Raw genomic sequence first — 20,593 nt, forward strand, 5'->3', positions numbered from 1 at the left:
CCATTAGTGACCAATGAAAACGGATATCACAATGACATTTTTTCGTGCCGTGGATGAAAAGCACCACTGCAACGACGAATATCAATATAAGATGCCGTCAATACGGCAAAAACGCCCAATAAACCACCATTTCATGGCTGCCGGTTAGCACTTTGGCTGAATTTTGTCCCCAGCTGAGTTGTGAGAAAACAGGCTTTAGTCAGACAGCTTCTGACAGGGCAGCCGTTTTCCCTCACGGTGGCTCTGGCGGGCCAGATCCAGCAGCGCCATTACCGCCAGCGCTTCGCATGCTGGCACCGGGTTGCTCCCTTCACCCTTGATGGCGGCGCAGACGCCGCGATAGTAAGCGCCATAATCTCCCGCCTCGCCCACCACGCTCTGCTGCTGCACCTGATCATCCACGATGCGGCTGAGCTGACCGGGCTCTCCATCCACGCCCCAATCCGCTGCCGGTGGCCGCTTGCCCTGCTTGAGCTGATCTTCCTGCACATCCATACCGAACTTGATAAACGACCCTTCACTACCGTGGATCACGAAGCGCGGCATGGTGGCCGAGACCAGACAGCTGCCGTGTAAAACGACCCGCAGCGCACCATAGCCCAGCACCACGTGGAAGTAGTCGTCCGCCAACGCGCCGGAACGCTGCTCGGCCAGATCGGCCTGCAGCCAGTCCGGATGACCGAACAGCTGCAGCGCCTGATCCAGCACGTGGGGGCCGAGATCGAACCAGAGGCCGGAACCGGGACCACCCGCCTCGCGCCAGCGCTGACGCACCTCGGGACGATAGCGATCGAAGTGTGACTCGAACTGGGCGATCTGCCCCAGCGCGCCCTCTGCCAGCAGACGGCGCACGGTGAGAAAATCCCCGTCCCAGCGCCGGTTGTGGAAGATGCTGAGCAGTCGCTGCTGTTTTTCGGCGAGCTCGACCAGCGCTTGCGCCTCGGCCAAGTCCAGTGCAAACGGCTTGTCGATCACCACATGTTTGCCAGCCAGCAGTGCCTGGCGGGCGAGGGGGGCATGGGTATCGTTGGGGGTAGCTATCACCACCAGATCGACGCTGTCATCGGCCAGCACCTGTTCCAGCGCACCGACCCGACAGCCGGGCAGATCGGCCTGCACCTTGGTGGCATCGCGGCTCACCACCCAGCTCAGGGACAAGCCTGGCGTGGTGGAGAGGAAGGGGGCGTGGAAGGTCTTGCCTGCAAAGCCGTAGCCCACCAGGGCTGCGTTAAGAGAGTGACTCATCGGGTGTGCTCCGCTGATATCGAGTGAGTGTGGTTGCCATCACCGGCTGGCTGCCGGATGGCCATACGCTGTATAGGCGATACAAAAGAGAAGGGGGCCGTTGGCCCCCTGAGTGTGCCCATCAGAGCACAGGATTTATTGCAAACACAAGCTGCGTCCGCGGCGGGTCATCAGCATCACCAGGGGCGGCAGCAGCAGCCACATGTGCAGTGCCAGCTGGCTGAGCGGGTCTGCTGTTAGTAAGCCGGTCAGGCCAACCAGCGCGCCGGATCCGCTCATCTGGAACAGGCCGAGCAGGGCGGCGGCGGTACCGGCGCAGTGGCCGAACGGTGCCAGCGCCATCCCGGCGGCAGAGCCCAAAATCATGGCAAAGCCGATGCTGGAGAGGAATACCGGCCCCATCATCGCCAGCGGATGTTCAATGTGCATCGCCAGGGTCAATATGATGGCGGAGAGGAGCAATACCAGCAGGCCGATGCGCAGGGTGCGTCTTGGCCCCACCTTGGCGATAAAACGGGGGGCCATGAAGCAAGCCAGAATGTTGAGCGCGGCGTTGGCGGTAAACCAGTAGCTAAAGCCACTCATATCCAGCCCCAGTTTCACCATCAGCTGCACCGGTGCAGCAGTGACATAGGCGAGGATCACCGCCATCGCCAGCATGCAGAGCGCTGCGTTGAACAGAAAGCTGGGGGAGCGCAGTACCGGGCTGTAGCGGGACCAGCTGATCAGTGCCCCTTCGCTGTGCGTTGCATTCGGGCGAGTCTCCGGCATCCGCCACATCAGCCAGCTGCCGACGATGACCGCATAACCGGCCATAAACCAGAAGTTGGCTGACCAGCCCGCCTTGGCGGTGAGCCAGCCACCAAGCAGGGGCGCCAGTGCTGGAATAAAGCAGATGGCACCATTGAGGTAGGAGATCATCTGGCCGCTCTTTTTCGGGCCGTAGCTGTCACGCACCACCGAGAAAGCAGCCACCGAGGTGGCGCAGGCGCCGAAGCCCTGCAGCACCCGGGCCAGCATCAGCTCGCCGAGACTGGCGGCAAAACCGGCCGCCAGTGCGCTCAGACCATAGAGCAGCACGCCACCCAGGGCGATGGGCTTGCGACCATAGCGGTCGGCCAGCGGCCCGACCAATAGCTGACCCAGCCCCATGCTGAACAGGAACCAGGTGATGGTGCCCTGCATCAGGGTCACTTCGGCGCCCAACTGCTCGGCCATTTGCGGAATGGCGGGCAGATAAATGTCGATGGCCAGCGGACTGAACAGCACCAGTAGCACAAGTAAAAGAATCAATGGCATCAGTCACCTCGGGGCGTGGGGGGAAATTTGATTGGGGCGCGAGTCTACTGACTCACAGTAATGAATTGAAATGGTATTTTATCACTTATGTTATTCCGCTATGGAAACATGCATGCAACAGCACCGGCTAACAGGAGCTTGGCCTTCATCACATGTCAGGCGAGCGCCGCGAATTGGCGCTTTTACTAAACCCTTGCGCCGCATAGAATGCGCAGATTATTTTTGCGGAGGTGCGTGATGAACAAGCTTGTCCTGGCAACAGGGAACCAGAAAAAGGTGAAGGAATTGGCCGCCATGCTGGCCGATATGAAGATCCAGGTGATCCCGCAGAGCGAGTTTGCAGTCTCCGATGCCGAAGAGACCGGCACCACCTTCGTCGAGAATGCCATCATCAAGGCCCGCCACGCCGCCCGCATTACCGGTCTGCCCGCCGTTGCCGATGACTCGGGTCTGGAAGTGGATCTGCTGCACGGTCGTCCCGGTGTCTACTCGGCCCGTTTTGCCGGCCCGGATGCCAGCGACAAGGATAATATTGAAAAGCTGCTGGGCGAGCTTGCGGGTGCTCCGGATTACCTCAAAAGTGCCCGCTTCTGGTGTGTGCTGGTCTATATGCGCCACGCCGACGATCCCACACCCATCATCTGTCAGGCAAGCTGGGAAGGGGTGATCATCGACGAACCGCACGGTCAACACGGCTTTGGTTATGACCCCGTGTTCTTCGTGCCGGATCACGACTGCACCGCTGCCCAGATGCCCGCCGAGCTGAAAAACCAGCTCAGCCACCGCGGTCAGGCGCTGGCCAAACTGAAAGCGGCGTTGGCCGCTCACTGAGTTTTTGCCAGCCTCGCCCATCGCGTATTGTCATCTACAATGGGGGCCTTGAGCCCCCGTTTTATTGGAAGTCCCATGCTGCAACTGCCGCCCCTCTCTCTCTATATTCATGTGCCCTGGTGCGTCCAGAAGTGCCCCTATTGTGACTTCAACTCCCACGCCCAGAAGGGGGAGCTGCCTCACCTCGAATATGTCGCCGCCCTGCTCGAAGATTTGGATCAGGATCTGAAGTGGGCACAGGGGCGGCCGCTCTCCTCGATCTTTATCGGCGGTGGCACCCCCAGCCTGTTGACGGTAGAGGCGATGCAAACCCTGCTGGATGGGGTGCGGGCTCGCATACCGCTCACTGCAGATTGCGAGATCACCATGGAGGCCAACCCGGGCACGGTGGAAGCGGACAAGTTCGCCGGTTTCAAGCGCGCTGGCATCAACCGCATCTCCATCGGGGTGCAGAGCTTCCAGCAGGAAAAGCTGACCCGTCTCGGCCGCATCCACGGCCCGGAAGAGGCGCGCAAAGCCGCTGCACTGGCCCATGCCATCCAACTGCCGACCTTCAATCTCGATCTGATGCACGGTCTGCCGGATCAGAGTCTGGATGACGCTCTTTATGACCTGCAGCAGGCCATCGACTGCGCGCCGCCGCATCTCTCCTGGTATCAGCTCACCATAGAGCCGAACACGGCGTTTGCCTCCAAGCCGCCGCGGCTGCCGGAAGATGACACCCTGTGGGATATCTACGAACAGGGCCACGCCATACTCACCGCCAGCGGTTATCGCCAGTACGAGATTTCGGCTTATGCCAAAGAGGGCTACCAGTGCCATCACAACCTTAACTACTGGCGCTTTGGCGACTATCTGGGGATTGGCTGTGGCGCCCACGGCAAGATGACTGATCTCGCGAACCAACAGATCCTGCGCACCGCCAAGGTGAAGCATCCGAAAGGGTATCTGGATAAGAGTCGCCCCTATCTGGATGAGCAGTGGCAGGTGACGGCAGATGATCTGCCGCTCGAATACTTTATGAACCGCTTCCGGCTGTTCGAACCGGCCCCCAAGGCGGAGTTCGAGGCATACACTGGTCTGGAGCTGGAGCGGGTGGAGACGGTGCTCGCCATCGCCCAGAGCAAGGAACTGATCGAGGATTTGGGGGATAGCTGGCAGCTTACCTCCCTCGGCCATCGCTACCTCAATGTGTTGCTTGAGCTGTTTATGGATGAGTGAAAACGGGTTCACGATCTTGCTGCGAAGCCGTGATCAAGGTTCATGCACTGCTCGGAATCCTCACGTATGTCTATACGCTCCGGTTCCTGCGCTGCTCTTCACCTTGCTGACAGCTTCTCGCGACAGGTCGTGAGCCAGTTTTGGCGAACCGTGTTTCGAGATAACAATCAGGGCGCCAATGGCGCCCTGATTGTTTGTGGTCGGTAGAAACCCGCTCAGCAGCAGACGCTGATCATCTGCTGTTGGCCGGGCTCCCACCGCTTGCCAAATTTGGCCTTGCGCTGGTAACTCCCCTTGCCCTTCTTGTTGCGTTCGACCCGGCTGCGAAACAGGGGATCGGAGAGCAGGGCGTGCAGATGGTTATCCTTTATCTCGCCGCGCTGATGGGCGTAGTTGCCCCCTTGCGCATGCTCCTCACGGGGGAGGGCGGGTTGGTCGACCCGAATCTTGGCCATGATGGCTCCTCTTCTTTGCTCTTGGTGTGTTGACTCTTGTCACTGGATGGCGGTTTTCGCTGCGGGCGCCTGTTTAGCTGAGCGCCCGGCAACCGGATGTACTGGCATCGGTTAAAAACGCGGCGATTTTGTCACCAAATCGCCGCGGGATCAATGAGTCAGGCATACCGTGTCAGCCGTGAGCCGGGTCATGCTGGTCGTGGCTGTGATGCTCGTGATGGGCCGGGGCGCCAGATTCCAGCGTCTCGAGGATGGCGCAGTGTTCGGCCGAGCGAGGGCCGCCGCAGCAGATGTTGGAGAGCTGGCGCAGGTTGTCGCGAAAGCGGGTCAGTTCGATGATCTTCTGCTCCACCTGGGCCAGCTTGGTGTCGGCCACCGCTTTCACCTCCTGACAGGTCACCCTGGCTTTGTTGGTATCAAGATCGAGCAGTTCGCCGATGTCGGCCAGCGAGAAACCCACCGACTTGGCGCGAATGATGAACTCCAGCCGCCGCCTGTCCTGTTCGCTGTAGAGGCGGTAGCCGGATTGGTTGCGGATCCCTGGTGAGATAAGCCCGTTCTTCTCGTAAAAACGCAGGGTATCTGCTTTGACCCCGCACGCCTTGGCCAGTTCACCGATCCGATACATGCTCTCTCTCCCCTTGGATATAGCCGCAACAAAAACCGGAATCTACTATCGCCCCTTTGCCAATGGATTGCCAGCCAAGGGCATAAAAGGGGCAGATAAACGTCTCCTTTCTGCCCTTTTTCCCATAAAACACTGAAAGTACAAACGTTTCGAGGAAATCAAGTGGAAAACGTTTAACGCCGCGCCAAATAAGGGTTTGCAGTTTTAAAAAATCCACCACAGGTCACATTTTTTGTGTAGAATACGCGCCCATAACAGAGCGCTGCGTCAAGCGGGCATTTCTTAAAACACCTTTGCCTTTGAATGACTATCCGGGTGAGAGTGGTTTGCGAAATCCCCCACTTCCATTTATTTGGGGACTCTCTGTGTTTGGTGCGACCCAAGTGCGCTTGCCTCCCATGGAACGGTCCCCGTTATGTTGAGGACGATAGTGTGATGGAACAAGCTCGACCCATTCGCCGTGCACTGCTGAGTGTGTCTGACAAAACGGGCATTCTGGAATTTGCCAAGGCACTCAACGAGCGTGGTGTTGCCCTGCTCTCCACGGGCGGTACCGCCAAGCTGCTTGGCGAGGCGGGTCTGCCGGTGACCGAGGTCTCCGACTACACGGGTTTCCCTGAAATGATGGATGGCCGGGTCAAGACCCTGCATCCCAAGGTTCATGGCGGCATCCTCGGCCGTCGGGATCAGGATGACGCCATCATGGCTCAGCACGCTATCTCCCCTATCGACATGGTTGTCGTCAACCTCTACCCCTTCGCCGCAACGGTGGCCAAAGCGGGCTGCACCCTGGCTGATGCGGTCGAGAACATCGACATCGGCGGCCCGACCATGGTGCGCTCTGCGGCTAAAAACCACAAAGATGTCGCCATCGTCGTCAACGCTGCCGACTACGATCGGGTTATTTGCGAAATGGATGCCAACGGCAACAGCCTGAAACTGGCGACCCGTTTCGATCTGGCCATCGCTGCTTTCGAGCACACCGCCGCCTATGACGGCATGATCGCCAATTACTTCGGCACCATGGTTCCTAGCTATGGCGACAACAAGGAGGGTGACGAGGAGTCCCGCTTCCCGCGCACCTTCAACAGCCAGTTCATCAAGAAGCAGGACATGCGTTACGGCGAAAACAGCCATCAGGCTGCCGCCTTCTACGCCGAAGAGCATGCCGCGCCGGGTTCCGTCTCCAGCGCCACCCAGCTGCAGGGCAAGGCACTCTCCTACAACAACATCGCCGACACTGACGCGGCGCTGGAGTGCGTGAAGGAGTTCAGCGAACCGGCCTGCGTCATCGTCAAGCATGCCAACCCCTGCGGTGTGGCCATCGGTGACGATCTGTTGAGTGCTTACGATCGCGCCTACCAGACCGACCCCACCTCTGCCTTTGGTGGCATCATCGCCTTCAACCGTGAGCTGGATGGCGCTACTGCGGCAGCCATCGTGGCTCGCCAGTTTGTCGAAGTGATCATCGCCCCGACCGTCAGCCAGGAGGCCCGCGACGCGGTCGCTGCCAAGCAAAACGTGCGTCTGCTGGAGTGCGGTCAGTGGACTGCTCCGGCGCAAGGTTTTGACCTCAAACGCGTCAATGGCGGCCTGCTGGTGCAGGAGCGGGATCTCGGCATGGTGACTCTGGGCGACCTGACCGTGGTCAGCAAGCGTCAGCCGACCGAGGCCGAGCTGCAAGATCTGCTGTTCTGCTGGAAAGTGGCCAAGTTCGTCAAGTCCAACGCCATTGTCTACGCCAAAGATGGCCAGACCATCGGCGTTGGCGCCGGCCAGATGAGCCGCGTCTACTCCGCCAAAATCGCCGGTATCAAGGCGGCGGATGAAGGACTGACCGTGGCGGGCTCCGTGATGGCGTCCGATGCTTTCTTCCCGTTCCGCGACGGTATCGATGCTGCCGCGCAGGCCGGTATCTCCTGCGTGATCCAGCCGGGTGGCTCGATGCGCGATCAGGAGGTGATCGACGCTGCCGACGAGCACGGCATGTGCATGGTGTTCACCAACATGCGTCATTTCCGTCATTGATGGGTCAGGGGCTGCCGATGGCGGCCCTTTTGTTGTCTCTTTTCAACTGACTATTGCCACTGGCTGACGGCCCGAGAGGCCGCCTGGTGACCACAAATAGAAGCGAGCGATACGATGAAAGTACTGATCATTGGCAACGGTGGCCGCGAACACGCCCTGGCCTGGAAGGCCAAACACTCCCCACTGGTACGCCACGTCTTCGTGGCACCGGGCAATGCGGGTACCCAGCTTGAACCGGGTGTCGAGAACGTTGCCATCGAGGCGACTGATATCGAAGGGCTGCTGGCCTTTGCCAAAGAGAAGCGCATTGGCCTCACCATCGTCGGGCCGGAAGCACCGCTGGTCAAAGGGGTGGTAGATGCCTTCCGCGCCGCCGGTCAGCCCATCTTCGGCCCGACCGCTGCCGCCGCCCAGCTGGAAGGCTCCAAGGCCTTCACCAAGGACTTCCTGGCCCGTCACGCTATCCCGACTGCCGACTACCAGAACTTCACCGAGGTGGAGCCTGCGCTCGCCTATCTGCGCGAGAAGGGTGCCCCCATCGTCATCAAGGCCGATGGTCTGGCGGCGGGCAAGGGGGTGATTGTCGCCATGACCTTGCGGGAAGCAGAAGACGCGGTGCGCGACATGCTCTCCGGCAATGCGTTTGGTGAAGCGGGCTCCCGAGTGGTGATAGAAGAGTTTCTGGACGGCGAAGAGGCGAGCTTCATCGTCATGGTTGACGGCGAGCACGTGCTGCCGATGGCCACCAGTCAGGATCACAAGCGGGTTGGCGACGGCGATACCGGCCTCAACACTGGTGGCATGGGGGCTTACTCGCCAGCACCGGTAGTGACTGCCGATGTGCATAAAAAGGTAATGGAGCAGGTGATCATGCCGACCGTGCGCGGCATGGCGGCCGAAGGCAACGTCTACACCGGCTTCCTCTACGCCGGTCTGATGATCGACGGCGCAGGCAATCCCAAGGTGATCGAGTTCAACTGCCGCTTTGGCGATCCCGAGACCCAGCCCATCATGCTGCGGATGCAGTCCGATCTGGTGGAGCTCTGCCTGGCCGCTTGCGAGGGCAAGCTGGATCAGAAAGAGGCCATCTATGATCCCCGTGCCGCCATCGGCGTGGTGCTGGCGGCGGGTGGTTATCCCGGCGATTACAGCACCAATCACCCCATCAGCGGCTTGCCGGTGGATGAGGTGGCTGGCGAGAAGGTGTTCCATGCCGGTACCCGGCTGGAGGGCGATACCAGCCTGACCCAGGGTGGCCGCGTGCTGTGCGCTACCGCCCTCGGCCACACGGTTGCAGAAGCCCAGCAGCGTGCCTATCAGCTCGCTGGTCGTATCAAGTGGGATGGCGTCTTCTACCGCAAGGATATCGGCTGGCGCGCCATTGCTCGCGAACAGGAGTAACTGACGCAAGCCATTGGCCAGCTGACCCAGACCCCGCTACGGCGGGGTTTTTTGTCTCCGTCAGTCGGCATCAACCATCATCTTGCCGTGCATCACCGGCGTTCAATCAGTTACCAAGTGCAAACAAGCGCGGCATACCTGTCACTATTTGCCACAAAAAACAGCATCTTTCACAAACTCTTCACTATGAGTCATGGCATTATGCTGTTGATGAATTGCTGTCTGGATTCATAAGTACCCCTAACAATTCGAGCATGTCGTTATAAATAAGGAAATCCCATGTTGAAAACCGTTCGCCCCCTGCTGCTGCCCCTGATGTTTGGCCTGATGACCCTGCCTGCCGTGGCGGGAGATCTGGAGCAGCCGATGAAGAAGATTGGCTTCAACTACAAGCAGGCCGTCAAGGCTGATGATGCGGCTACCATGGAGAAGCACATCAACGAGATGAAGGCCCAGCTGGACGTAGCCAAGCAGAAGAACATGCCGGCCGCCAAGAAAGAGAAGTTCCTTGAAGGGATGAACGAGGTGCAGACCGAGCTGGACGCCAGCCTGGCCGCACTCAAGGCGGGTGATGAGGCGAAGGCGCGCGAACATCTGGCCAAGGTCAACGACCTGAAGAAGGAGTACCACAAATATGCCAAGCAGAAAGGGTGAGCCTTTTCGCTGGGATGCGCTGGTTCGCCTGACCCACTGGGGGGTGGCTGCGGTTTGCATCGGCAACCTCTGGGTTAACGAAGCGGGGGAGCAGTGGCACGAGTGGCTGGGTTACGGTGCCATTGCCCTGATCACCCTGCGGCTGCTGTGGGGAATCTCGTTTGCCAAGGGCCATGCCCGTCTGGGTGCCCTCATTCCCGGTGGCGATGATTTTCGCCAGCAGGCGCGCGAGATGCGTGAGCGGCAACCTCCGGCACCGGGTCATCACGGCAGCGGCAAGCTGGCTGTGTGGGCGCTCTGGCTGGTGGTGCTGGCCACCGCTGGCAGCGGCTGGTTTCAAAATACCGAGATGGGTTTTGAACTGGGGGCTGACGAGTGGCATGAGTGGTGTGTATTGGTGTTGCAGGGGCTGATTGGCCTGCACCTGCTGGCCATTGTGTTCACCTCCTGGCGTCAGCGCAGCAATCTGGTCACCCGGATGCTGCCTGCCATCGGGCGTCGCTCATCCATCCAGAGCAGCAACGAGCAAACCTGAGGCTCAGCATTAGGCTCCTTGCGATCCCTCTGATTGAGGCGCCTGATCCGGACCCTGCCCAGACCCGCCAATGGCGGGTCTTTTCTATGGTGTCATCAATGGAAGTTGCCCGGATGGCAGATGCAAAAAGGCCGCTCATGATGAGCGGCCTTTTCTAATTTGGTGGCCCCTGGCGGACTTGAACCGACGACCAATCGATTATGAGTCGACTGCTCTGACCAACTGAGCTAAGGGGCCAAATTGTGCATTTAGCGGCGAGGATTATAGGGTAAGAGGAAAGGGCAGTCTATAGGCAGATCAACCACTTGGCGACTAAATAAGCAGTTGGATACAAGGTGTTGCACCGGTAGAGGAGCCGATAGCAGATAAAATAAAGCCCCGCATGGCGGGGCTTTGACAGGGCAGGTCAGGACTATTCGTCCAGGAAGCTGCGCAGCACTTCCGAGCGGCTCGGGTGGCGCAATTTACGCAGTGCCTTGGCTTCAATCTGACGAATACGCTCACGCGTGACATCGAACTGCTTGCCCACTTCCTCAAGGGTGTGGTCAGTGTTCATGTCGATACCAAAGCGCATCCGCAGTACCTTGGCCTCACGGGCAGTAAGACCTGCCAGCACGTCGCGAGTGGCGTTACGCAGGCTTTCGCTGGTCGCCGCATCCGCTGGCAGAGCAAGAGTGGTATCTTCGATGAAGTCACCCAAGTGGGAATCTTCATCATCACCGATCGGCGTCTCCATGGAGATGGGCTCCTTGGCGATTTTCAGAACCTTGCGGATCTTGTCTTCCGGCATACCCATGCGCATAGCCAGCTCTTCCGGGTTCGGTTCACGACCCATCTCCTGCAGCATCTGACGGGAGATACGGTTGAGCTTGTTGATGGTCTCGATCATGTGTACCGGGATACGGATGGTACGAGCCTGATCCGCGATGGAGCGGGTAATGGCCTGACGGATCCACCAGGTGGCATAGGTCGAGAACTTGTAGCCACGACGGTATTCAAACTTGTCTACCGCCTTCATCAGACCGATGTTGCCCTCCTGGATCAGATCCAGGAACTGCAGACCACGGTTGGTGTACTTCTTGGCGATAGAGATAACCAGACGCAAGTTGGCTTCAACCATCTCTTTCTTCGCTCGGCGGGCTTTTGCCTCACCGATGCTCATGCGACGGTTGATATCCTTGATCTGGGCAATAGACAGACCGGTCTCTTCTTCGATCTGCTGCAGTTTGCCGATGGCGCGCAGCACGTCTTCAGCCATCTCGACCAGACGGGGAGACCAGGCTTTACCTGCCTGCTTCTGATACTCAAACCAGGCACTATCACACTCGTTGTTGGTGAAGGCAGCGACGAAGGTTTTCTTCGGCATCTTGGCCTGCTCAACGCAGAGTTTCAGGATGATACGTTCCTGCACGCGGACGCGCTCCATCATTTCGCGCATGTTGTTGACCAAGCGATCGAACTGCTTGGGCATCAGGCGGAATTGACGGAATACATCGGCCAGCTGAGCGATGGCAGCCTGGGTATCTTCGTGCGCACGGCCATTCTTCTGAATGGAGAGGCGGGTTACCTCATACTGGGCGCGCAGCTCGCCAAACTTCTCGCGAGCGACTTCCGGATCAGGGCCACTGTCACCTTCATCATCCGAGTTGTCGCCATCCTCGTCTTCATCTTCGTCCTCTTCCTCGTCCTCATCAGCCAGATCATCTTCGCTGAGTTCAGAGCCGATATGGGTGGCAGTAGGCGCCACATCTTCGGTTTCGTTAGGATCGATAAAGCCTGAGATGATGTCAGAGAGACGCAGCTGCTCGGCTTCGTACTTGTCGTACTGTTCGAGCAGATAGGTAATTGCTTCAGGGTACTCTGCCACAGAGCTTTGTACCTGATTGATACCGTCTTCGATCCGTTTGGCGATGTCGATTTCGCCTTCACGGGTCAGCAGTTCGACGGTACCCATTTCCCGCATATACATGCGGACGGGATCGGTCGTACGACCAATCTCAGATTCAACAGATGCCAGTGCCTGGGCCGCTGCTTCGGCAGCGTCCTCATCGGCGGTACCACCTTCAGCCATGATAAGGTCATCGGCATCCGGAGCGTTTTCAACCACTTGAATGCCCATATCGTTGATCATCTGGATGATGTCTTCGATCTGGTCTGAATCGACAATGTCTTGCGGGAGGTGATCGTTCACCTCGGCATAGGTCAGGTAGCCCTGTTCTTTACCTTTGGCAACGAGGAGTTTAAGCTGAGACTGCGGGGTTTGCTCCATAGAACTCATCCGGTTGGTGATGCTAGGTTACGCGTACGGTGTACTGCTGCGCAAATAGCCAATTCTAATAGAAAACCGCCAGACATGCTATGTCTGGTTGCGGCGTCGGTCGTGAGAAACCCCTGCCCGCAGTATTGTCGGGGCCAGGCGGTTATAAAAATTTTGCTTTTCATCCCGTCGTTTCGGGCAACGTTATCCATATTGGGGCTAACCACTCAAATATCAAGCCCCACCCTCATTTCTTTTCTCAATTTGTACCTCTCTGATCAGCATCATCAACTCTTGGGTTTCATCGGAGCTTAGTCCTTCCTGAGCCACTTTGGCCTGTAATTCTTCGATTCTTTGTTTCAGAAACTGGTTGATGAAGCCGACGAAGGTATCCTGTAACTCGCCCAGAATATCGGGTTCCTGGTCAAGCCGGACCTCTTCGAACAGATCGTGCATGGCCAGCTGAGCGAGGATCTCGCCCTCCTTGGTGCCACGCCAGTGTTCCAGCAAGATACCTGTGGTGATGGCTGGTTGTGCCAGGATCTGCTGGTGCAGTTGCAGCAGGAACTTGATCCCTTGTACGCGCAGTCCGACCAATTCTGGCATGGGGGGCAGTTCGGCCGTCACGGCCGGATATTGCACCATCAGCGCCAGTGCCCTACGCAATGGCGTCAGCTTGACTGCCTTGGGTTTGTTGACCTCGGCTTTGGGCTGGCTGTTGCGGGCAAAGAGCTCGGCGATACGCTGTTTGTTCTCGCCCCAGCGCATCATGCTGGAGAGGCGGGTGATCAATCCTTCGCGGGTAAACCCTTCCGGTACGCGGCGAATAAGCTCAGCTGCCTTGTTGGCCACTTCGAACTTGCCAGCCTCACCGCTGAGAGCCGCATCCCGTCCGAGACGTTCGAACATGAAGTCAGCGAACGGCTGGGCCTCATTGAGCAGGGTTTCAAAGCCCTCCTTGCCAATCTGGCGTACCAGCGAGTCGGGATCCTCGCCATCCGGCAGGAACACGAACTTCAGCTCGCGGCCATCCTGCAGATGGGAGAGGGCGTTATCCAGCGCTCGCCAGGCGGCTTCACGTCCGGCTTTATCGCCATCGTAGCAGCAGACCACCTCGGCAGTGGTGCGAAACAGGGTGTGGATATGGTCGCTGGTTGTCGCAGTGCCCAGCGCTGCCACCGCATAGTCGATGTCGTACTGACCGAGCGCTACCACATCCATGTAGCCTTCCACCACCAGGATCCGGCGCGGATCCTTATGTGCCTGTTTCACTTCGTAGAGACCGAACAGCTCACGCCCTTTATGGAAGATGGGGGTCTCCGGCGAGTTCAGGTACTTGGGGGTGCCATCACCCAGCACTCGGCCACCAAAACCGATGACCCGGCCGCGCTTGTCGCGGATCGGGAACATGATGCGGTCGCGAAAGCGATCATAGCTGCCCGGGCCATTGTCACGGGTGATCAGCATGCCGCCCGAGATGAGCAGCTGTTCGTGATCCCGGCTTGCGCCAAAGCGGCGGCGCACCTGGTCCCAGTCACTGGGGGCGTAGCCAATGTTGAATCGTTTGACCACTTCACCGGTCAGACCGCGACCTTTGAGGTACTCCACCGCATGGGGAGCGCTCTTGAGATTGCTCTCGTAGAAACGGGCGATCTGGTTCATTAGCTCAAAGAGGTCTTTGCTGACGGCCGGCTGGCTATTGGCCGAGCCGCCAATGCTCTGTTCGCGAGGTACCTGCATGCCTTGCGTGCTGGCGAGTTCTTCGATGGCATCGGGAAATTCGAGGCCGTCATACTCCATGACAAAACCTATGGCATTGCCGTGGGCACCACAACCGAAACAGTGATAGAACTGTTTCTCCTGGCTGACGGTAAAAGAGGGGCTTTTTTCGTTATGGAAAGGGCAGCAAGCCTGGTAGTTCTTACCGGCTTTTTTCAGCCGCACTCGCGAGTCGATCAGCTCGACTATGTCTGTGCGAACGAGCAGATCGTCGATAAAGGATTGGGGGATCCTGCCTGCCATAACCATCCTGATTCATTGCGGAAAAAATAAAAAAGCCGCGCATTCCAAGGGAAGCACGGCTTCTTCTACTAAACAAGAGAGTTGCCTGTTACGCCAAGCGGGTTTTCACCTGAGCACTGACGGCGCCGACATCGGCACGCCCCTGAATTTTCGGCTTCAAGACAGCCATGACTTTGCCCATATCAGCCATGACGGCAGCACCACTTTCAGTGATGGCTTGCTCAATCAGTGCAGCAATTTGATCAGCGGTCAGCTGTTGTGGCAGGAATTCCTGCAGTACAACAATCTCGGCGGACTCTTTGTCGGCGAGATCCTGGCGACCGGCAGCTTCAAACTGGCTGATGGAATCGCGGCGCTGTTTGACCATTTTGGTCACGACAGCGAGGATATCCTCATCATTGAGCTCGATACGGGTATCAACTTCACGTTGCTTGATTTCTGCCATCAACAAACGGATCGTCCCCAGGCGAGCCTTATCTCTGGCAAGCATGGCGAGTTTTTGTTGATCCTTGAGTTGATCCTTCAGAGACACGGCATTGACTCCTGATTAGTACAGGCGGATACGACGTGCGTTTTCGCGAGACAGCTTTTTGGCGTGACGCTTAACAGCAGACGCTTTAGCGCGCTTACGAATGGTAGTCGGCTTCTCGTAGAACTCACGGCTACGAACTTCGGACAGGATACCGGCCTTTTCGCAAGAACGCTTGAAGCGACGCAGAGCAACGTCAAACGGCTCATTTTCACGGACTTTGATTACTGGCATGTGCCTTTCACCTCAGTGATAAATTGTTAGCTGACCTTCAATCGATCAGCATGACTTAAAATGGTGCGAAATTATACTCTGGACAGGGAATGAAAGTAAACCCGCAGAGATCGCTCTGGTTTAAAAAACCCGCGAAGGTTACCATAGCCGTCTCATTTTAGCAGTGAAATTTTTTAGCAATGCGTGTATTGGGCATAGAGACATCCTGTGACGAAACCGGGATCGCGATCTTCGATGATCAAAAAGGGATCCTTTCCCATCAGTTATACAGCCAGGTCAAGCTGCATGCGGATTACGGCGGCGTGGTCCCCGAGCTCGCCAGCCGGGATCATGTTCGCAAGACGATCCCGTTGATCCAGGCCGCATTGCAAGAGGCGGGACTGGGTAAAGATGACATTGACGGCATCGCCTATACCGCGGGTCCTGGCCTGGTCGGTGCCATTCTGGTGGGGGCAACCATTGGCCGCTCGCTGGCGATGGCGTGGGACAAGCCGGCGATCGCCGTCCATCATATGGAAGGTCATCTGTTGGCTCCGATGCTGGAAGAGCGCGCCCCCGCGTTCCCTTTCGTGGCGCTGCTGGTCTCCGGTGGTCACTCCATGCTGGTGCGGGTTGACGGCATCGGTAGCTATCAGTTGCTGGGGGAATCCATCGACGATGCAGCTGGCGAAGCGTTCGACAAGACAGCCAAGCTGATGGGGCTGGACTACCCGGGCGGCCCGTTGCTCTCCCGTCTGGCCGAAAAGGGCACCACCGGGCGCTTCAAGTTCCCACGGCCCATGACGGATCGCCCCGGGCTTGATATGAGCTTCTCCGGGCTCAAGACCTTTGCGGCGAATACCATTGCCGCCAATGGTGATGATGAGCAGACCCGTGCCGATATCGCCCGTGCGTTTGAAGATGCGGTGGTCGACACCCTGTCGATCAAGTGCCGTCGTGCCTTGCAGGAGACCGGTCTTAAACGTCTGGTGGTGGCCGGTGGTGTCAGTGCCAACCGTCACTTGCGTGCCCAGCTGGCAGAGCTGATGGAGAGCCTCCATGGCGAGGTGTTCTATCCGCGTACTGAATACTGCACCGACAATGGTGCCATGATCGCTTATGCAGGTATGCAACGATTGAAAGCGGGAGTGTTTGAACCGCTGGCAGTCAAGGCGGTGCCACGCTGGCCGCTGGATACCCTGGATCCGGTCTGATCCGCAGGATCCTGCACCTTGATGGCGCGGTGGATGTGATGATGAGCATGAGCCATGGGATGCACCAGAGGCGCTTACAGGGCTACTGAAGCATCATCACTGTGATGGTTGGATAGCTATCTAGCAGTGCCATCCAAAGTGTCAGCTTCTCTATGTGCAGCGATAAAAAAATCCCCGCCACTTGGCGGGGATTTTTGTTTGGCGATCGGGGCTCGATGCGATTAGAGCATGATGCCGCCGAAGAAGAAGCCCAGCGCAACGGCGCAAGCAATGGTAGCGACACCAGGTACAAAGAAGGGGTGGTTAAATACCGCCTTGCCGATACGGGTGGAGCCAGTGTCATCCATTTCAACCGCAGCCAGCAGGGTTGGATAGGTTGGCAGCACGAACAGGGCACTCACCGCTGCGAAAGAGGCAATCGCAGTCAGCGGGCTGACACCCAGCGCCAGTGCGGCAGGCATCAGGGCTTTGGTGGTGGCACCTTGTGAATAGAGCAGCATGGCGGCGAAGAACAGCACTACGGCCAGCAGCCAGGAGTACTGGTTCAGCAGGTCGCCCGCGATCAGCTGGATGGTATCCATGTTGCCTTTCACAAAGACGTTACCCAGCCAGGCGACACCCAGTACGCAGATACAGGCGGACATACCGGACTTGAAGGTCGGCATGTTGGTCACTTGAGTGGCGTCCAGTTTGCACACCAGAGTCATGATGGTGGCAGCGGCCAGCATGATGCCCATGATGGCACCGTCACGTGGGATCGGCGGGTTGGCGATCAGGCCCACTTTGCCCGAGATAGCGGTGGCGTAAGCCATAACCGCAATGATGGCGGAAATAAAGATCCACACAGAAACCTTGGCGTAAGGTTTCAGCTCAAGCTTGGTGGTGCCACGCAGCTTGATCAGCCCTCTGGCTTTGCGATCCAGGTAGACTTCGTCCTGCTCCAGCGGCTTGCCCAGCATGTTGGCGACAAAGGCACCGATGATACAGGCCAGGAAGGTGGACGGGATGCAGATGGCCAGCAGGGTCAGGTAGTCAACACCGAACGGCTCCAGCATGCCGGAGAAGGCAACCACAGCAGCAGAGATTGGGGATGCTGTGATGGCGATCTGGGAGGCGATAACTGCGATGGAGAGTGGACGGGATGGGCGGATCCCTTGCTCTTTGGCCACTTCAGCGATAACTGGCAGAGTGGAAAAAGCAGTATGGCCGGTACCAGCCAGCATGGTCATCAGATAGGTGACGATCGGTGCGGCGAAGGTGATGTATTTGGGGTTTTTACGCAGCGCTTTCTCTGCCAGGGAGACCAGATAGTCCATCCCGCCAGCCAGCTGCATACAGGCGATGGCGCAGATAACAGACATGATGATCATGATTACATCCCAAGGGATGTAGCTCACCAGTTGATCACTCGGGATGGGCATGCCCAGACCCCAGGTCAGTACCAGAACCCCCAGACCACCGGCAAAGCCGATGCCGATGCTGCCTATCCTCGCCCCCAGATAGATGGCGCCGAGCACCACAAGTAACTCGATTAAAATCATAGCGATAACTCCATTTATTTAGTTTTTGGTTTTTATTTGGCAAAAAGCCAATTCCCGATCGGGCTGGGGATAAAGACCAATCGGGAACTGACTTTAATGGGCCGGGAAGATCCCGGCCCATACTCGCGTTATACGGTGGCTTCGCGGGTGAAACGCTTGGCTTTGTATTGCGGGTTCATCAAGTTCTCGATGGAGAGAATTTCGTCCAGTTGCTCGGCGCTCAGCAGGCCGCGCTCCAGAACGACTTCGCGGACGTTCTTGCCGGTCTGGGCACAGATCTTACCGACGATGTCACCTTCGTGGTGACCGATGAAGGGGTTCAGGTAGGTCACGATACCGATGGAGTTCAGTACGTGGTTCATGCAGATTTCTGGGTTAGCGGTGATCCCTTCCACGCACTTCTCGCGCAGGGAGATGCAGGCTTTCTCCATCAGGCTCAGGGATTCGAACATCGCCTGACCAATCACTGGCTCCATGACGTTCAGCTGCAGCTGACCGGCTTCGGCGGCGAAAGTGATAGTGATGTCGTTACCGAATACCTTGAAGCAGGACTGGTTGACCACTTCCGGAATAACCGGGTTGACCTTGGCTGGCATGATGGAGGAACCCGCCTGCATTTCCGGCAGGTTGATCTCTTTCAGTGCAGTGCGCGGGCCGGAGGAGAGCAGACGCAGGTCATTACAGATCTTGGACAGCTTCATGGCCAGACGCTTGATGGCGCCGTGCAGCATGACGTAGGCACCACAGTCGGAGGTCGCTTCGATCAGATCTTCTGCTGGCACATAGGCACGACCGGTGATCTCGGCCAGACGCTTGATGGCCAGCTCAGAGTACTCTGGCGGAGTGTTCAGACCGGTACCGATGGCGGTGGCGCCCAGGTTCACTTCCAGCAGCAGCTCCTGGCAACGCTTGATGGACTTGATCTCTTCACGCAGGGTAACGGCAAAAGCATGGAACTCCTGACCCAGGGTCATTGGGACCGCATCCTGCAGCTGGGTACGACCCATTTTCAGAATGCTCTTGAACTCTGCTGCTTTGGCATCGAATGCGGCGATCAGATGCTCCAGTGCATGCAGGGTCACGTCAGTGCTGTTGACGACCGCAACGCGGAAACCGGTCGGGTAGGCGTCGTTGGTGGACTGGCACTTGTTGACGTGGTCGTTCGGGTTGATAACGTCGTAGTTGCCTTTTTCCAGACCCATGATTTCCAGGGCGATGTTGGCCAGTACTTCGTTGGTGTTCATGTTGACGGAGGTGCCGGCACCACCCTGATAAACGTCGACCGGGAACTGATCGAAGCATTTGCCAGTGCTGAGCATCAGGTCGCAGGCTTCTACGATCTTGTCAGCAATTTCCGGACGGATGGTACCCAGCTCGCCGTTTGCCAACGCCGCAGCTTTCTTGGTCAATACCATGCCGCGGACAAACTCGGGAACGTCAGAAATCTTCTGAGAGCTGATCTTGAAGTTCTCGACTGCGCGCAGGGTATGCACACCGTAGTAAAAATCATTGGAAACTTCTTTGGTGCCCAGCAGGTCTTCTTCAATGCGGACGTTCTTGATGTCGCTCATTGTAATGCCTCAGAAATCAGAAAAATGGAAAAAATCCTCACCGAGTGGTCGCGAGTTCCTTGCGCACAGCTCATCCTGAAGCACCACACATCGAGTGGGGCAGTTGGGAGCACGGCCCCCGAATTACTGGCCAATATACTACTCCAATTGAGGTATCGGTTATTAGAGCTAGATCACTAAATTTGAGTCATTTTCAAATTACTTTGATGAACGCATACATATGTTGCGAGCTGCACATGGTTATGTTTTTTATGAACTTTTTTTAGAATTTGCTGATTTTTTAGATTGCTGATGACGTAGGTGTCAGTTGAAGAGCTTGAAAAGGGGGGGATAGCCCCCATTTATTCAGGGTAGATAGTGGGGATGAAGCGGCAGAAACGTTACCGATGGACTGCTGTTTGACGGGCCCCGCTGTTTCTCAATTTACTGGTATTGGAGTGGATATGGGCAAGTTGTTTCTGTTGTTGGTGGGACTGGTGGTATTGGAGCTCACCGTGATGATCGAGGTCGGCTCCGTGATTGGCGCACTGCCGACCGTCGGCTTGCTCATCCTGACCGCGGTGTTGGGATCGTCTCTGGTACGTAATGAAGGGATCAAAACCCTGTTCAGCGCTCAACAGAAGATGCAGATGGGTGAGATGCCAGGCCGTGAGGTGATGGGTGGCATGATGTTGGCGCTGGCCGGCTTGCTGCTGATCATTCCGGGCTTTGTGACTGACTTCGTGGGTGTGTTGCTGTTGCAACCCTGGCTGCGCAACAAGCTGGCCGACAAGCTGATCGGCAGCAACCCGTTTCGGATGCAGATGGGGGGTTTTAATCAGGGAGCGCAGTCGCCGTTTGGCCAGCCTTCATCTGAGGAACCTCGGGTGCAACCCAAGCAGGGCGGCACCACCATTGAAGGTGAATTCGAACGCAAAGAGTAAGCAGTGAATGGAACCGGGGCTGTAAC

18 protein-coding genes and 1 tRNA gene are annotated in these 20,593 nt (G+C 57.5%); 8 read left to right on the forward strand and 11 right to left on the reverse strand.

Features of this window, described 5'->3' with window-relative positions; translation table 11 throughout:
• Positions 1–195: 195 nt before the first annotated feature.
• Entirely contained in the window at positions 196–1,245 is a 1,050-nt protein-coding gene (locus BN4575_RS05375; RefSeq protein ID WP_068977433.1) for an oxidoreductase, read from the reverse strand.
• Between the two features lie 135 nt (positions 1,246–1,380).
• Entirely contained in the window at positions 1,381–2,544 is a 1,164-nt protein-coding gene (locus BN4575_RS05380; RefSeq protein WP_068977434.1) for a multidrug effflux MFS transporter, read from the reverse strand.
• 237 nt (positions 2,545–2,781) lie between these two features.
• On the opposite strand from BN4575_RS05380, the gene rdgB reads away from it, so the two are divergent.
• Together rdgB and hemW are read left to right on the forward strand one after the other, a co-directional pair.
• Positions 2,782–3,375 (forward strand): RdgB/HAM1 family non-canonical purine NTP pyrophosphatase, encoded by a 594-nt coding sequence (rdgB, locus tag BN4575_RS05385; protein ID WP_042024421.1) that lies wholly within the window; start codon positions 2,782–2,784, stop codon positions 3,373–3,375.
• A 75-nt stretch (positions 3,376–3,450) separates the two neighbouring features.
• Entirely contained in the window at positions 3,451–4,596 is a 1,146-nt protein-coding gene (hemW, locus tag BN4575_RS05390) for a radical SAM family heme chaperone HemW (RefSeq protein ID WP_042024422.1), read from the forward strand.
• Positions 4,597–4,811: 215 nt separating this feature from the next.
• Here the strand turns inward: hemW and BN4575_RS05395 are convergent, their stop codons facing one another.
• Together BN4575_RS05395 and zntR are read right to left on the reverse strand one after the other, a co-directional pair.
• Positions 4,812–5,051 carry an alternative ribosome-rescue factor A gene (locus BN4575_RS05395; RefSeq protein WP_068977435.1) on the reverse strand — a complete coding sequence of 80 codons (240 nt, stop codon included), beginning with the start codon at positions 5,049–5,051 and terminating at the stop codon, positions 4,812–4,814.
• Between the two features lie 172 nt (positions 5,052–5,223).
• Complete coding sequence (gene zntR, locus BN4575_RS05400) at positions 5,224–5,679, reverse strand: Zn(2+)-responsive transcriptional regulator (RefSeq protein WP_068977436.1); 456 nt, start codon at positions 5,677–5,679, stop codon at positions 5,224–5,226.
• 435 nt (positions 5,680–6,114) lie between these two features.
• Between zntR and purH the strand changes: the two genes are divergently transcribed.
• The 4 genes from purH to BN4575_RS05420 all read left to right on the forward strand — a co-directional run bounded on the left by purH (position 6,115) and on the right by BN4575_RS05420 (position 10,297).
• Positions 6,115–7,707 (forward strand): bifunctional phosphoribosylaminoimidazolecarboxamide formyltransferase/IMP cyclohydrolase, encoded by a 1,593-nt coding sequence (gene purH, locus BN4575_RS05405; RefSeq protein WP_068977437.1) that lies wholly within the window; start codon positions 6,115–6,117, stop codon positions 7,705–7,707.
• A 114-nt stretch (positions 7,708–7,821) separates the two neighbouring features.
• The gene (gene purD / locus BN4575_RS05410; RefSeq protein ID WP_068977438.1) at positions 7,822–9,108 is read left to right on the forward strand and encodes a phosphoribosylamine--glycine ligase; all 1,287 of its coding nucleotides are present in this window, start codon (positions 7,822–7,824) and stop codon (positions 9,106–9,108) included.
• Between the two features lie 279 nt (positions 9,109–9,387).
• Positions 9,388–9,762, forward strand: coding sequence for a cytochrome b562 (locus BN4575_RS05415; RefSeq protein ID WP_005349056.1), 375 nt, complete (start codon positions 9,388–9,390; stop codon positions 9,760–9,762).
• Positions 9,743–10,297, forward strand: coding sequence for a cytochrome b/b6 domain-containing protein (locus BN4575_RS05420; protein ID WP_068977439.1), 555 nt, complete (start codon positions 9,743–9,745; stop codon positions 10,295–10,297). Before BN4575_RS05415 ends, BN4575_RS05420 begins: the two co-directional genes overlap by 20 nt.
• Before the next feature lie 160 nt (positions 10,298–10,457).
• On the opposite strand, the gene BN4575_RS05425 is transcribed toward BN4575_RS05420, so the two are convergent.
• From BN4575_RS05425 to rpsU, 5 genes are all read right to left on the reverse strand, one after another.
• A tRNA-Ile gene (locus BN4575_RS05425) sits at positions 10,458–10,534 on the reverse strand.
• A gap of 175 nt (positions 10,535–10,709) precedes the next feature.
• Positions 10,710–12,566 carry an RNA polymerase sigma factor RpoD gene (rpoD, locus tag BN4575_RS05430; protein WP_042024428.1) on the reverse strand — a complete coding sequence of 619 codons (1,857 nt, stop codon included), beginning with the start codon at positions 12,564–12,566 and terminating at the stop codon, positions 10,710–10,712.
• Positions 12,567–12,788: 222 nt separating this feature from the next.
• Positions 12,789–14,576, reverse strand: a complete 1,788-nt coding sequence (gene dnaG, locus BN4575_RS05435; protein WP_068977449.1) for a DNA primase — start codon at positions 14,574–14,576, stop codon at positions 12,789–12,791.
• A gap of 88 nt (positions 14,577–14,664) precedes the next feature.
• Complete coding sequence (locus BN4575_RS05440; protein WP_042024429.1) at positions 14,665–15,108, reverse strand: GatB/YqeY domain-containing protein; 444 nt, start codon at positions 15,106–15,108, stop codon at positions 14,665–14,667.
• Between the two features lie 15 nt (positions 15,109–15,123).
• Positions 15,124–15,339 carry a 30S ribosomal protein S21 gene (gene rpsU / locus BN4575_RS21160; RefSeq protein ID WP_005309452.1) on the reverse strand — a complete coding sequence of 72 codons (216 nt, stop codon included), beginning with the start codon at positions 15,337–15,339 and terminating at the stop codon, positions 15,124–15,126.
• 179 nt (positions 15,340–15,518) lie between these two features.
• Here rpsU and tsaD point away from each other — a divergent pair, with 179 nt between their 5' ends.
• A complete protein-coding gene (tsaD, locus tag BN4575_RS05445; RefSeq protein ID WP_042024430.1) occupies positions 15,519–16,532 on the forward strand; it encodes a tRNA (adenosine(37)-N6)-threonylcarbamoyltransferase complex transferase subunit TsaD in 1,014 nt (337 codons plus the stop codon).
• A 221-nt stretch (positions 16,533–16,753) separates the two neighbouring features.
• On the opposite strand, the gene BN4575_RS05450 is transcribed toward tsaD, so the two are convergent.
• Positions 16,754–18,073, reverse strand: coding sequence for an anaerobic C4-dicarboxylate transporter (locus tag BN4575_RS05450; RefSeq protein WP_042024432.1), 1,320 nt, complete (start codon positions 18,071–18,073; stop codon positions 16,754–16,756).
• A gap of 128 nt (positions 18,074–18,201) precedes the next feature.
• Positions 18,202–19,644, reverse strand: a complete 1,443-nt coding sequence (aspA, locus tag BN4575_RS05455; protein WP_068977440.1) for an aspartate ammonia-lyase — start codon at positions 19,642–19,644, stop codon at positions 18,202–18,204.
• A 443-nt stretch (positions 19,645–20,087) separates the two neighbouring features.
• On the opposite strand from aspA, the gene BN4575_RS05460 reads away from it, so the two are divergent.
• The gene (locus BN4575_RS05460; protein WP_068977441.1) at positions 20,088–20,567 is read left to right on the forward strand and encodes an FxsA family protein; all 480 of its coding nucleotides are present in this window, start codon (positions 20,088–20,090) and stop codon (positions 20,565–20,567) included.
• Positions 20,568–20,593: the final 26 nt, after the last annotated feature.

Source organism: Aeromonas sp. EERV15 (assembly GCF_900079845.1).
Classification (GTDB): domain Bacteria; phylum Pseudomonadota; class Gammaproteobacteria; order Enterobacterales; family Aeromonadaceae; genus Aeromonas; species Aeromonas sobria.